At 66.7% G+C, this 12,440-nt stretch carries 14 protein-coding genes; 1 reads left to right on the top strand and 13 read right to left on the bottom strand.

Features of this window, described 5'->3' with window-relative positions; genetic code table 11:
* Positions 1-14 precede the first annotated feature (14 nt).
* The 13 genes from bamB to T31B1_RS18520 all read right to left on the bottom strand — a co-directional run bounded on the left by bamB (position 15) and on the right by T31B1_RS18520 (position 11,543).
* Positions 15-1,187: an outer membrane protein assembly factor BamB gene (gene bamB, locus T31B1_RS18580; protein ID WP_353251032.1), complete on the bottom strand. Its 1,173-nt coding sequence runs from the start codon at positions 1,185-1,187 to the stop codon at positions 15-17.
* Entirely contained in the window at positions 1,184-1,861 is a 678-nt protein-coding gene (locus tag T31B1_RS18575; protein ID WP_353251031.1) for a YfgM family protein, read from the bottom strand. Before T31B1_RS18575 ends, bamB begins: the two co-directional genes overlap by 4 nt.
* A gap of 77 nt (positions 1,862-1,938) precedes the next feature.
* Positions 1,939-3,210, bottom strand: coding sequence for a histidine--tRNA ligase (gene hisS, locus T31B1_RS18570; protein WP_353251030.1), 1,272 nt, complete (start codon positions 3,208-3,210; stop codon positions 1,939-1,941).
* A gap of 14 nt (positions 3,211-3,224) precedes the next feature.
* The gene (locus T31B1_RS18565) at positions 3,225-4,259 is read right to left on the bottom strand and encodes a RodZ domain-containing protein (protein WP_353251029.1); all 1,035 of its coding nucleotides are present in this window, start codon (positions 4,257-4,259) and stop codon (positions 3,225-3,227) included.
* Entirely contained in the window at positions 4,256-5,011 is a 756-nt protein-coding gene (gene pilW, locus T31B1_RS18560; protein ID WP_353251028.1) for a type IV pilus biogenesis/stability protein PilW, read from the bottom strand. Before pilW ends, T31B1_RS18565 begins: the two co-directional genes overlap by 4 nt.
* Positions 5,008-6,192, bottom strand: a complete 1,185-nt coding sequence (gene rlmN, locus T31B1_RS18555) for a dual-specificity RNA methyltransferase RlmN (RefSeq protein WP_353251027.1) — start codon at positions 6,190-6,192, stop codon at positions 5,008-5,010. The genes pilW and rlmN overlap by 4 nt, the downstream gene beginning before the upstream one ends.
* Positions 6,193-6,211: 19 nt before the next feature.
* The gene (ndk, locus tag T31B1_RS18550) at positions 6,212-6,637 is read right to left on the bottom strand and encodes a nucleoside-diphosphate kinase (protein WP_353251026.1); all 426 of its coding nucleotides are present in this window, start codon (positions 6,635-6,637) and stop codon (positions 6,212-6,214) included.
* Positions 6,638-6,753: 116 nt separating this feature from the next.
* Positions 6,754-7,101, bottom strand: coding sequence for a HesB/IscA family protein (locus T31B1_RS18545; RefSeq protein WP_353251025.1), 348 nt, complete (start codon positions 7,099-7,101; stop codon positions 6,754-6,756).
* Between the two features lie 57 nt (positions 7,102-7,158).
* Complete coding sequence (locus tag T31B1_RS18540) at positions 7,159-7,533, bottom strand: iron-sulfur cluster assembly scaffold protein (protein WP_353251024.1); 375 nt, start codon at positions 7,531-7,533, stop codon at positions 7,159-7,161.
* A complete protein-coding gene (locus T31B1_RS18535; RefSeq protein WP_353251023.1) occupies positions 7,530-8,708 on the bottom strand; it encodes a cysteine desulfurase family protein in 1,179 nt (392 codons plus the stop codon). The genes T31B1_RS18540 and T31B1_RS18535 overlap by 4 nt, the downstream gene beginning before the upstream one ends.
* Positions 8,705-9,874, bottom strand: a complete 1,170-nt coding sequence (locus T31B1_RS18530; protein ID WP_353251022.1) for a cysteine desulfurase family protein — start codon at positions 9,872-9,874, stop codon at positions 8,705-8,707. Before T31B1_RS18530 ends, T31B1_RS18535 begins: the two co-directional genes overlap by 4 nt.
* 37 nt (positions 9,875-9,911) lie before the next feature.
* A complete protein-coding gene (gene cysE, locus T31B1_RS18525) occupies positions 9,912-10,637 on the bottom strand; it encodes a serine O-acetyltransferase (RefSeq protein ID WP_353251021.1) in 726 nt (241 codons plus the stop codon).
* Between the two features lie 54 nt (positions 10,638-10,691).
* On the bottom strand, positions 10,692-11,543 hold the full coding sequence (locus T31B1_RS18520; protein WP_353251020.1) for an RNA methyltransferase: 852 nt from the start codon (positions 11,541-11,543) through the stop codon (positions 10,692-10,694).
* Positions 11,544-11,650: 107 nt separating this feature from the next.
* Between T31B1_RS18520 and T31B1_RS18515 the strand changes: the two genes are divergently transcribed.
* On the top strand, positions 11,651-12,436 hold the full coding sequence (locus tag T31B1_RS18515) for an inositol monophosphatase family protein (protein WP_353251019.1): 786 nt from the start codon (positions 11,651-11,653) through the stop codon (positions 12,434-12,436).
* Positions 12,437-12,440 lie beyond the last annotated feature (4 nt).

Here is a 12,440-nt window from a genome sequence, read left to right as displayed (position 1 = left end):
CGCCTGGGGCCGTGCTAGTCGGCGCGCGTCGGTGAAAAACGCACCGCTGCGATCTCGCCGTCGGCGCCCAGCACGATAGCGCGGTCGCCGGCAACCACCGGGCGGCTGCGGATCGCCTCGTCGAACGGGCGTCCGCGCGCGATCACACTGCCGTCGTCGGCCGACAGCCAGTGGACGTAGCCGTCATAGTCGCCGACCAGGACATCGCCGTCGAACACGGCGGGTGCCGACACCTTGCGGTACTTGAGTGCTTCCTGTTCCCAGCGCTTGTTGCCGGTAATCCGATTGATCGCCCAGACATCGCCGTCCATGTCGGCGGTATAGATGCTGTTGTCGTCGGCGGCCAGGCCGCTTTCCGCAGCGATCTGCTGCTGCCAGCGCGTACGCCCCGAGGTGAGCGACAGCGACGCCATTTCGCCGCCCACGCTCACCGCATAGAGCTCGTTGTCGAGCACGAGCGGGTCAGCGTCCACGTCAACGATGCGATCCAGTTCGGAGCGGCCCGACGGCAGCGCCACGACCTGCTCCCACCGCTGTTCGCCGGTGGCCAGATCGAGCGCGATGACCTTGCCGTTGTCCAGACCGGCATACACCATGTTGCCGTTGATTACCGGCGAGGACGTGCCGCGCATGGTCAACGTGGGCACGCTGCGTTCGATCGTCCAGCGACGATCGCCGGTGGCCAGATCCAGCGCGACCAGTCGCCCGTCCAGCGTGCGGGCCACCGCGAGATCGGCCGATGACGCCGGCGCGGAAATCACTTCGCTGGACAGCTCCGTGGTCCAGGCGCGTTCGCCGGAGGCCACGTCCAGCGCCACGATCTGGCCGTCGCGGGTGCCCAGTAACAGCTTGTCGCCGGCCACCGCCGGGCCGGCGATCAGCCGGTCACCGGTCCGCGAGCGCCAGATGCGTTTACCGTTGCTCAGGTTCAGCGCGACCACATAGCCGTCGCGGTTGGCGACGTACACGCGGTTGCCTTCCACCGCCGGCTTGAAACCGCTGACATACTCCCCCGCGCCATCGCCGCCGTCGGTCCGCCACAGCGTTTCCATACGATAGGCCGGCGCCTTGAGTTCGGTCAGCGGCGTGGGCTCGGATACCGCCGCCCCGCCGCCGCAACCGGCGAGCAGGAAACTGGCCGCGGCGATCGTGCCGGCAAGGATCGGAATCGTGCGACGGGTACTCATGATGCGGCAGCGCTCTTGGAATCGTCGGCGGGTGCCTCGGCCGAATCGGCCGGTGCGTTGTCGGCCAGCTTGGTTTCCAGCGGCTGGCGCGGCGTGTCCGGCGGCAGGCTTTCCAGTGCGACCTGGTAGGCCTTGTAGGCGGCCTCGCGATCGCCCTGCTCGGCATGAATGTCGCCGGCCAGTTCGGCATACAGCGCGTCGAAGCTCTCGGGATGATCGGCATCGAGCAGCTTGAGCGCGGCGTCGGCGTTGCCCTGCGTCCACGCCAGGCGCGCCGCACGAACGCGCGCGATGTTCCGAATACCCTCGCGCGAGGCGTTGTTCATGGCCCAGTCGAGCTGCTCGCGGGCCTTGTCGTAGTCTTTCTGCTGGACGTAGTAGCCGGCCAGGCGCATCGAGGCGTCGGCGGCATACGGCGTGCCGGAATAGTCGTCCTGCAGCTGGCCGACGATCTTGACGACCGTGTCGTTGACCTGGCCGCTGGCCACGCCGCGTTCGACCTGCTGGTAGATATTGGCTGCGCTCATCGCCTGGTTGTTCTGGTACCAGCGCCAGCCCTGCCAGCCGAGGATCACGACGATACCGATCGCCAGGCCGATCACCACGGCGGCACCGTTGCCGGACCACCAATGCTTGAAGCGGGTGAGTTCTTCGTTGTCGTCGAATTCGGCCATGCGTTGTCTTTACGTTGTTATCGGACGGTATCGTGAATCGAATCAGACCGCGTGATACGGCCAGGGTTGCAGCGCCATCAGGCCAGCAGTGCCGCGATGCGTTCGGCCGCGCTGTCCAGCGCGACGGTTTCCTGCGGGCGCCGGTCGGTCAGCGGCTTGATCTGAATCTGATCGGCAGCGGCCTCGTCGTCGCCGAACACCAGCGCCAGCCGCGCCCCGCTCTTGTCAGCCCGCTTGAACTGCGACTTCAGGCTGCCGCCGCCGGCATTCACCCGCAGTCGCAGATCCGGGACCGCATCGCGCAGCCGTTCGGCCAGCACCGGCACGCGTGCCTCGGCGGTTGCGCCCTTGTAGACGAGATAGACCTGCGGCGCAACGTCGGCCAACGCCACACCCTGGGCCTGCATGAGCGCGATGACGCGCTCCACGCCCAGGGCAAAGCCCATGGCCGGCGTGGCGCTGCCGCCCAGCTGCTCGACAAGGCCGTCGAACCGCCCGCCCGAGCAGACCGCGTCCTGAGCGCCCAGATCGCGGGTGATCCACTCGAACACGGTACGGGTGTAGTAATCCAGCCCGCGTACCAACCGCGGATTGATGGTGTATTCGATGCCCAGACCCTCGAGCCCGGCACACAGCGCATCGAAATGCGCGCTCGAGGCCTGGCCCAGATATTCGCGCAGCGTGGGTGCGGCCGCGATCAACTCGGCCATGTCGGGGTTCTTGCTGTCGAGAATCCGCAACGGATTGCGGTCGAGCCGGCGCAAACTGTCGGCATCCAGCGTATCGGTGTGCGCACTGAAGTAGGCATGCAGTGCATCGCGATACTCGGCACGCTCGTCGGGGGTGCCGAGCGTGTTGATCTCCAGACGGAGGCCGCTCACGCCCAGGGCCGCGAACAGCCGCGACGACAGCGCGATCTGTTCGATATCCACGTCCGGGCCGGTCTGCCCGAAGGCCTCGACGCCGAACTGATGGAACTGGCGATAGCGCCCTTTCTGCGGCCGCTCGTAGCGGAACATCGGTCCGACATACCACAGTCGCTGGGTGGCGTTGTGCAACAGACCGTGCTCGATACCGGCGCGTACCGCGCCCGCCGTGCCCTCGGGACGCAGCGACAGCGACTCGCCGCCCCGGTCCTCGAAGGTATACATCTCTTTCTCGACGATGTCGGTAACTTCGCCCACGGCCCGCTTGAAAAGGCCCGTGCGCTCCATGATCGGCAAGCGGATCTGCTCGTAGCCGTAGGCGGCGAACACGCGCGCCGCGGTGCGTTCGAGCGTGGTCCAGGCGGCGTTGTCGGCCGGCAGGACATCGTTCATGCCGCGAATGGACTGGATACGATCACTCATCGGAACAGCCGAACTCAGTTGTCGCCGGCCGCGGCCACGGTCAGGCGTGCGGTCGCGTTACCGGTCGTCTGGGCCGCCACATCCACCGGCTGGCCGCCGATGGTGACGTTGACGCCCGGCGCATAGCCGAGCGTGATTTTGTATGGCGGGGTGCCATCGAATTCGCGCGTCTCGCCCGACTCGAAGATGCCGGTGAGCAACCGGCTGCCGTCGGCATCACGCACGTCCACCCAGGAACGGCCGGTGAACTCCAGCGTCAGGTGCGCCGGATCTACCGCCGGCTCGGTCGGCTCGTCGGCGGGCGCGGCCTCGGCTTCGGCGTCGTCGCGATTGAGCCCGAGCGTGTCGTTGACATTGCGCCCGCCGGTACGACGACCGCCGGCCGTCGACTGGCCGGAGGCGCTATTTTCGGACGAGCCGGCGACGCCCGCAGCGCCAGCCGTTTCGCCCGCCGCGTCACCGGCAATATCCGGTGTGGTCGTGGACCGATCGAGCGCATTGTCGTCTGCAGGCGCCTGCGACGCACCCGGGGCATCGTTATCCGACAGCACCATGGTGTCGTTGTCGGTCCCCGGGGTGTCGTTATCCGACAGTCCGGCATCGGGCAGCAGCAGGTAGACCGCGCCCACCGCGACCAGCAGCAGCACCACGCCGCCGATCAGCCCGACCGATCGCCAACCGCCCGGGGTGACGTCCTGGGGCACGACATCGACTGCCGCCGGCGACGCGGCATGCGCGGCCACCGGGGCCCCGCCCCAGGCGCTGTAGGCCGCCATGAGCCGCTCGCTGTCGATATCCAGCACCTTGGCGCACTGACGGTAGTAGCCGCGCGCGAACACCGGCTGCGACAGCGCCGCGAAGTCGTTGTCCTCGAGCGCATGCACGGTCTTGGCCGAGAGCTTGGTCTGCGCGCACAGATCCTCGACCGAGTACTCGTTGGCCAGACGTGCCTCGCGCAGGATCTCGCCCGGGGACTGCCCGTCGGCCTTGTTGCGCGTCAGGTTCGTGGGGGCCACGTCCTCTTCGTATTCGTCGGAAGAATCGGTCATCGGCGCGATTGCTCCAGTTGATTCAGCGACAGGCTCTCGGTCGGCGCGCTGGCGTTGTGGCGTTCCAGATAACCGCTGGCCGCCGCGCGATCGTCGAGCGCGAGTTCGATACGCGCACCCAGCAGCAACTGCTCGGCATCGAGCGTGGTCACGGCGTCGGCCCGCTCGATGAACGCACGCGCCCGGAGGTAGTCGCCCTGTTCGTACTTGAGCCGTGCCATGTCGGTCAGCGCGGTCACCTGACTGTCGTCAGCCGCCAGCGCGGTGCGGTAGTAGCGCTCGGCCGCCTCGGGCTGGCCGGCACGATGCAGGCACAGGCCGGCGTTGGCAAGCGCATCGGCGCGGCCGGCGAAGCGAGGATCGTTGGCCGCGCGCTCGAGATATTTCAGTGCGCGCTCGGTCTCGCCCTGCTTGCACAGGAACACGCCATAGCTGTTGTAGATCGCGGGCCCGGGCTGCAGGTCCAGTGCACGTTCGTAATAGCGGCGGGCGTCGTCGGTCTCGCCGAGACGATCGCTGACGATCGCCATGCCCCAGGTGGCCGAGACATTGTTGCGATCGTAGTCGAGCGCCCGCTTGAAGCGGGACAGCGCCTGCTCGTTGTCGTTCTTGCGCAGAAAATCGGCGCCCAGACTGGCGTTGGCATCCGCGGCGCGCGGCTTGTCCACGACGTTCTCGCGACCGGCACAGCCGGCCAGCGCAATCACACAGGCAAACAGCAGGATGTAGGCCAGACGTCCGGCCAACGTCATGTCGGCGCGGCCTGCTTGCTCTCGACCCGAATCGGGACATCGCGGAAATGGCGCTTCTGGCGGCTACGTACGCGCCCGACCAGCTGGCCGCATGCGGCATCGATATCGTCGCCGCGCGTACGGCGCACGGTCGTGCGCAGACCCTTGCGATGCAGGATGTCCTGGAACGCCCGGGTACGCGATTCGTCCGGCCGGCTGTACTCGGTGCCGTCGAACGGGTTGAAGGGAATCAGGTTGACCTTGGCGGAACGATTGCCAAGCAACCGCGCCAGCGCATGGGCCTGCTCGGGGTTGTCGTTCACGCCAGCCAGCAGGACATACTCGTACACCACGTGGGCCCGCCGCTGCTTGTCGGCCACGTAGCGATCGCAGGCCGCCATGAGTTCGGACAAGGGATACTTGCGGTTGATCGGCACCAGCTCGTCGCGCAGCGCATCGGTCGGCGCATGCAGCGACACCGCCAGTGCCACATCGACCTCTTCGCGCAGCCGGTCCATGAACGGCACCATGCCCGAGGTCGATACGGTCACCCGGCGCTTGGACAGGCCGAAGCCGTAGTCGTCCAGCAGAATTCGGATGGCCGGCACGAGCGCGCGATAGTTGGCCAGCGGCTCGCCCATGCCCATGAACACGATATTGGACAGCGCACGCTCGCCGTGAACCATGCCCTGGGCCCGCAGATCGTGTTCGGCCATCCAGACCTGGCCGACAATCTCAGCCGTGGTGAGATTGCGGTTGAGCCCTTGCTTGCCGGTGGCACAGAAGCTGCAATCCAACGCGCAGCCGATCTGGGAGGAGATACACAGCGTGGCCCGGTCGGACTCCGGGATATAGACCGCCTCGATGGCGTTGTCGGGATCCAGATCCTCTGTGACCGCGAGCAACCACTTGCGGGTGCCGTCCGCGGCCTGTTGTTCACGGATCTTGGCCGGCGGGCGGATTTCGGCGATCGCCGGCAGCCGCTCGCGCAGCTTCTTGGACAGATCCGTCATGCCGTCGAAGTCGGTCACACCGCGGGCATAGATCCACTGCATGACCTGCTTGGCACGGAACGCCGACTCGCCATGAGACCGGAAGAATGCCGCCATGGCCTCGCGATCGAGGCCGAACAGGTTCGTGCGCGCGATGCCATCGGCACCGGCGCGGGACGAACCCGTGTTTTCGCGGACTGGGGTGCTCATGACGGGCCGGTTACCCGACTCAGCGCGGGCAGAGGCCGTCTTTGCCGAAGAAGAACTCGATCTCCTGGGCGGCAGTGTCTTCGGCATCTGAACCGTGAACCGCGTTGGCATCGATCGAGTCGGCAAAATCGCCACGGATGGTGCCGGCTTCGGCTTCCTTCGGGTTGGTCGCGCCCATCAGGTCGCGGTTGGCCGCAATTGCGTTCTCGCCTTCCAGGCACTGGACCATGACGGGGCCCGAAATCATGAACGACACCAGCTCGTTGAAGAACGGACGCTCGGAGTGCACCGCATAGAATTTCTCGGCGTCTTCACGCGAGAGCTGCACCATGCGCGCACCGATGATGCGCAGGTTGGCGTTCTCGAAGCGGCGAAGAATCTCGCCGATCACGTTCTTGGCGACGGCGTCCGGCTTGATGATGGAAAGGGTGCGCTCTACGGCCATGTTGTCTCCAGGCGTTGCTAAAGTGAACGCCGCGCGACACGAATGCCTGCGCGGCGGTTAACTTACCATTGTAGCGCCCTGACGTGGCTGTTGTCAGGGGTACAATCGCGCGCCGATCAGACGGTGAACGACTCGCCGCAACCGCAGGCGTTCTTCGCGTGAGGATTATCGAACCGAAACATACGGTTGAGACCTTCGGAGCGAAAGTCCAAGGTCGTGCCGCGCAGCACCTCCATATGACGGCGCTCGACCACGACCTTGGCCCCATGGGCTTCGAAGACGTCGTCGTCCGCGTCGATCTGGTCGGCGTAATCCATGGTGTACATATAGCCGCTACAACCGGATTTGCGCACCCCTACGCGCAGACCGAGGCCGCTGCCGCGCTTGGCCAGCTGGCTCTTGATCCGCTCGGCGGCCGCTTCGGTAAGCGTCAGTTCCTCTTCTTCGATCGCTGTATCGCTCATAACCTCATGATCCCAGATTGGCGAACCTGTATGCCAGTCGGCGTGCGGCCACTGCGCTCACAGACAGCGAAAGGCCTCAGCCAATGCGTCGGCGACGAGCAACGCGGCATACCGCTGACTCGGCGCAAGTGCCAGTGCCTGCTCGAAATCCTTTACGCTGAGACTGCGTGCGGCGGCAATCGTTCGATCGCTCAGCCACTCGCAGGCCCAGTCGGCACAGGCGACGGCCACCGGCGGACCGAACACCTCGAATGCGGCATGCTTGATCCGCTGGCCATCCTCACCCAGACACAACAGCATACGGCATACCGCATCGGCACCGGGCGTATCCGCCGACCCCGAACCTTGCCATTGCATGATGTCATATTTAGACAATGCGTGCTGCGGCGCCAGGAAATGCGTCAGCCAGATTGGCGTATCCGTTGTGCTCACGCAGCCGCGGGCCGGCCCAGCGCGCGCAGACGCTGGACTTCGGCGACGAACCGATCGGCGGCACATGCGGCCCCGGCCCGGTCGATGTCTGCACCCAGACAGAAACGTATGCTGGCCGCGGCCAGCCGCGGGCTGCGCCCCTGGGCACGCAACACATAGGACGACTGACCGCGTGCCGCACTGCATGCCGCGCCCGACGACACCGCCAGACTGGGTTGGCCTTCGGTCAGTCCGACCCTTAGTGCTTCACCGTGCACATCATCGACGCTGACGTTAAGAAACGGGGCGGCAACCTGCGCGCTGTCGCCGTTGCGATGCACGCCCGGCAGCCGTTGCTCGATCGATGCCCAGAGCGCATCACGCAGTCCTGCCAACCGGGTTTGCTCGCCTTCACGCGTGGAGGCCACCCATTCCGCCGCCGCGCCGAAGCCAGCGATCTGGTGGGTCGCCAAAGTGCCCGAGCGACGACCGCCCTGCTGACCGCCGCCGTGGATCAGTGCGCTCAGACCCACGCGGGGGCGCGATCGTACATACAGTGCGCCGATACCCTGCGGCCCGCCGAGCTTGTGCGCGGACATCGACAGCAACGCGATGTTCATCCGCTGCACGTCGATCGGCAGCCGGCCCAGACTCTGCGCGGCATCCACGTGCAGCGCCACGTCGTGGCACTCGCACAGCCGACCGATCGCCTCGATATCCTGAATCACGCCCGTTTCGTTGTTGACATGCATGATCGACGCCAGCGTCGCGTCGTCGGCCAGCGCTGTTTCGAACTCGGCGAGATCGATGCGCCCGTGTACGTCCACGCCCAACCGGGTGACCCGCGTACCACGCGCTGCCAGCCAGTCGGCCACATCGAGCGTGGCGGCATGCTCGGTGGCGACCGTAACCAGATGCCCCCCGCCGCCGTTGAAGCCGACCACACCCTTGAGCGCCAGGTTGATCGACTCGGTCGCCCCGGACGTCCATACCAGTGAGTCGGCGTCGGCGTTGATCAGTTCACCGACCGCGCGCGCCGCGTCTGCGATATAGGCCGCCGCCGCCCGCCCGGCCGGATGCGCCGACGCCGGGTTGGCGGACGGCCCGGCAAGCACTTCCTGCATGCGTTCTGCCACGCCCGGCACCAATGGCGTGGTGGCGGCATGGTCCAGATAGAGCGCCTGGACGTCGCTCATCCGGTGAGCACCGACGCGCTGATACCGCCGGGCAGGCCACCGGTGCCCCCGGCCAGGCGACCCAGCACCAGCAAGAAGCGCTGGACTTCGGCAAGCGTATTGCCAGGCCCCAGGCTCACTCGGATCGCGCCGCGCGCAACGTCGGGCTCGACGCCCATGGCCAACAGCACCGGGCTGGGCTCGCCGGTGCCTGCGGCACAGGCTGACCCGGACGACACCGCAATATCGTCGTGATCCAGCAACATGAGCAGACCTTCACCGTCGTAGCCGGCCACGGCGAACTGGCAGGTATTGGCCAGACGCTCGGCATGCGGTGAAAAACGCGTGATGCCCGGCATTGCATCCAGCCCGGTTTCGAGCTGGTCACGCAGCGTGCGCATATGGGCGATCTCTTGGTCGCGATGCTCGCCCAGGCGAGCCGCCGCCGCGCCGAAACCCACGATCCCGGCGACGTTGAGCGTACCCGAACGCAGGCCCTGCTCGTGGCCGCCACCGTGAACGATGGCATCGATCGGCAGATGCCGGTCGACGATCAGCGCGCCCACGCCCTTCGGACCCTGGATCTTGTGTGCCGACACGCTGGCACAGGCCGCGCCGCTAGCCGCGAAATCGAAGCCATGCTTGCCGATGGCCTGTACCGCGTCGGTATGCAGCGGCACGCCTGCCTGGCGGCAGCACCGGCTGATCGTTTCCATATCCTGGATCACGCCGGTCTCGTTGTTGGCAGCCATGATCGAGACCAGTGCACAGGGCCTCTCTGCCAGGCGGGCCGCCAGATCGTCGCACAGCACCCGGCCCTGATCGTCGACCGCGACCGTTTCGATCTGCCAGCCGGCCGCGGCCAGAGCGTCGGCGGTATCGACGATCGCCGGGTGCTCGATCGGCGAAATGATCATGCGTGAAGGATGCCGAGCGGCCGCTGCCACCCCGGCCAGCGCCAGGTTGTCGGCCTCGGTGCCGCCGCCGGTGAAGATCACCTGAGATGGATGCGCACCGACCAGATTCGCCACCTGGCCGCGCGCGGCCTCCACGGCGGCCCGGGCCCCGCGCCCGCTGCGATGCAGCGACGAGGGGTTGGCGTACCCTTCAGTCAGCCAGGGCATCATCGCCTCGAGCACGCCAGGATGCAGCGGCGTGGTGGCGTTGTGGTCGAAATAGATCGTCATGACAGCCGTCCTGGCGAGCCGTGCCCGGCGGGCCGGCTCAGGCCTTGTCGGTGGTACGTTCTTCGAACTGTTCGGAAAGCCGCGCGGTCAGCCGCTCCAGTTCGTCCTGGCGGCGCTCCAGCGAGTCGATATGATCGAGCATCGCATCGATGCCGCGGGAGACCGGATCGGGCATGTCCTGGGCCACGCCGTACATGGAGAAACCAATGCGGTCGGCGGTTTCCTTGCGCCGGTCCTCGGGCGTGCCGTCCTTGCATTTGACCAGCTTTGCCGGCACGCCGACCGCCGTGCAACCGGGCGGCACTTCCTTGACCACCACCGCATTCGAGCCGATCCGGGCGCCCTGGCCGACCGTGAACGGGCCGAGCACCTTTGCGCCCGCGCCCACGATGACCTCGTTTTCCAGTGTCGGGTGACGCTTGCCAGGGTTCCAGCTGGTGCCGCCCAGGGTCACGCCCTGGTAGATCGTGCAATCGTCGCCGATCACCGTCGTTTCACCGATGGTCACGCCGAAACCGTGGTCAATGAAAAACCGCCGGCCGATCACCGCGCCCGGATGGATCTCGATGCCGGTGAGAAAACGCGACAGATGCGATACGAAACGGCCGATCCACTTCAGATGATGTGTCCAGCACCAGTGCGCCACGCGATGCCACCACAGCGCATGCAGGCCGGGATAGGAAAACACCACCTCCCAGAAACTGCGCGCCGCGGGATCGCGTTCGAATATGGATTTTATGTCTTCGCGCATGCGTGCAAGCATGAGTCTCTCCCAGGGCCTGGCGACGGCGACGGGTACGCCGTGGGTCGATCTTCACTATTTCGGGTCTTGTGCGTCCGGATCAAGCCCTGCCGGCGCGTCATCGGCCGAATGGGGTTTGGGCGCGCGCCGGAGCGGCCGGCGACGCGGATCCATCGCCCGTAGCGCGCCCCGCAGGATATTGAGCTCGGTGCGATCGGGCGCGGCACGATTGAACAGCCGGCGCAGCCGTCGCATGAGCACGCCGGGCGATTCCGGATCGAGAAAACCGGCCGCGATCAGCACATCGTGGAAATGGCCGTACAGGCCTTCCATGTCGGCCGCATGAACCGGCTCGTGGAGCGGCTCGGCTTCGGGCCGATCGCCGGCCGCCATGCGCAGCTCGTAGGCCACGACCTGCACCGCAGCGGCGAGATTGAGCGAGCGATAGTCGGGATTGGTCGGGACCTGCAGGTGGAGCTGGCAACGGTCGAGCTCGGCGTTGTCCAGACCGCTGCGCTCGCGCCCGAACACGAGCGCGACCCGATGTTCGCCCGCCAGACGGACCGCCCGATGCGCCGCGGTACGCGCATCCACCAGCGGCCAGCTGGTACTGCGACGGCGGGCGCTGGCGCCGATCGCGAGCACACAGTCGGCGATCGCCTCATCGAGCGTGTCGACCACGCGCGCGGCCTCGAGCACGTCGTCGGCGCCGGACGCACGGGCCGACGCCTCGGGGTCGGGATAGCGCTCGGGCGCGACCAGGACGAGATCGGCCAGGCCCATCACCTTCATCGCACGGGCCGCGGCCCCGATATTGCCGGGGTGCTGCGCCCCGACCAGCACGATACGCAAGCGTGCCAGCCGCTCGGGCTCGAAGCGGTCCAAGGCTCGGTCATCGGTCGCGGCAGTAATGTCGGCTAGGGTCATGGGCTTTCCGGGCACGTCGTCGTTCGCCGGCAAATGGTACGCTAGCCGGCTTTCGACGGCCTGCCCGGCAACGGCGGCCGCGCCCGCAAGATTCCCAAGAGCCGCTCATGCAACCGTTGACCAACATCGCCGTAACCGCCGCCCGCCGCGCCGGCGACGTGATTCTGTCCTATTACCGGCGCGGCGACACCGGCGAAGTCACCGCCAAGCGGGGCCGCAACGATTACGTCACCGAGGCCGATCAGCGCGCCGAGATGACCATCATCGACACCATTCGCCGGGTCTATCCCGGGCATGCCTTCCACGCCGAGGAATCCGGCGAACAGGGTGAGTCGGACACGATCTGGATCATCGATCCGATCGACGGCACCGCGAATTTCATGCGTGGCATCCCGCATTTCTGTGTCTCGATCGGCTGCCAGGTCAACGGCGTACTCGAACACGCGGTGATCTACGATCCCGTCAAGGACGAGCTGTTCACCGCCGATCGCGGCGCCGGCGCCACGCTCGACGGCAAGCGGATCCGCGTCTCGAAGACCGTGCACATGCGTCAGGCCCTGCTGGCGACCGGCTTTGCCTATCGCAAGTCCGGTGACGTGGCCACGCACATGCCCGTGTTCAACCGGCTGCTGTCAGCATCGTCGGACATCCGTCGTGCCGGCTCGGCCGCGCTCGATCTGGCCTATGTGGCTGCCGGCCGTCTGGACGGCTTCTGGGAAATGGGGCTGGCACCATGGGACATGGCCGCCGGCATCCTGATGGTCCGTGCCGCCGGTGGCATCGCCGGTGATGCGCACGACGGCGATCCGATGGACACCGGCAACATAGTGGCGGCCAACCCCAAGCTCTATCCTCAGCTGGCCGACAAGATCGCGAAGACGCCGGCCCGCTGATCGG

The organism is Salinisphaera sp. T31B1 (assembly GCF_040361275.1).
GTDB lineage: Bacteria > Pseudomonadota > Gammaproteobacteria > Nevskiales > Salinisphaeraceae > Salinisphaera.
Note: the sequence above shows the minus strand (reverse complement) of the source record. Positions and strands in the feature narration are given on the sequence as shown.

Excerpts from the sequence above, each read along its gene's own strand:
- T31B1_RS18535 (WP_353251023.1), bottom strand. The coding sequence starts at position 8,708 with ATGAGCGACGTCCAGGCGCTCTATCTGGACCATGCCGCCACCACGCCA.
- T31B1_RS18545 (WP_353251025.1), bottom strand. The coding sequence starts at position 7,101 with ATGAGCGATACAGCGATCGAAGAAGAGGAACTGACGCTTACCGAAGCG.
- bamB (WP_353251032.1), bottom strand. The coding sequence starts at position 1,187 with ATGAGTACCCGTCGCACGATTCCGATCCTTGCCGGCACGATCGCCGCG.
- ndk (WP_353251026.1), bottom strand. The coding sequence starts at position 6,637 with ATGGCCGTAGAGCGCACCCTTTCCATCATCAAGCCGGACGCCGTCGCC.
- rlmN (WP_353251027.1), bottom strand. The coding sequence starts at position 6,192 with ATGAGCACCCCAGTCCGCGAAAACACGGGTTCGTCCCGCGCCGGTGCC.
- T31B1_RS18565 (WP_353251029.1), bottom strand. The coding sequence starts at position 4,259 with ATGACCGATTCTTCCGACGAATACGAAGAGGACGTGGCCCCCACGAAC.
- T31B1_RS18530 (WP_353251022.1), bottom strand. The coding sequence starts at position 9,874 with ATGACGATCTATTTCGACCACAACGCCACCACGCCGCTGCATCCTGGC.
- cysE (WP_353251021.1), bottom strand. The coding sequence starts at position 10,637 with ATGCTTGCACGCATGCGCGAAGACATAAAATCCATATTCGAACGCGAT.
- hisS (WP_353251030.1), bottom strand. The coding sequence starts at position 3,210 with ATGAGTGATCGTATCCAGTCCATTCGCGGCATGAACGATGTCCTGCCG.
- pilW (WP_353251028.1), bottom strand. The coding sequence starts at position 5,011 with ATGACGTTGGCCGGACGTCTGGCCTACATCCTGCTGTTTGCCTGTGTG.
- T31B1_RS18520 (WP_353251020.1), bottom strand. The coding sequence starts at position 11,543 with ATGACCCTAGCCGACATTACTGCCGCGACCGATGACCGAGCCTTGGAC.
- T31B1_RS18575 (WP_353251031.1), bottom strand. The coding sequence starts at position 1,861 with ATGGCCGAATTCGACGACAACGAAGAACTCACCCGCTTCAAGCATTGG.
- T31B1_RS18515 (WP_353251019.1), top strand. The coding sequence starts at position 11,651 with ATGCAACCGTTGACCAACATCGCCGTAACCGCCGCCCGCCGCGCCGGC.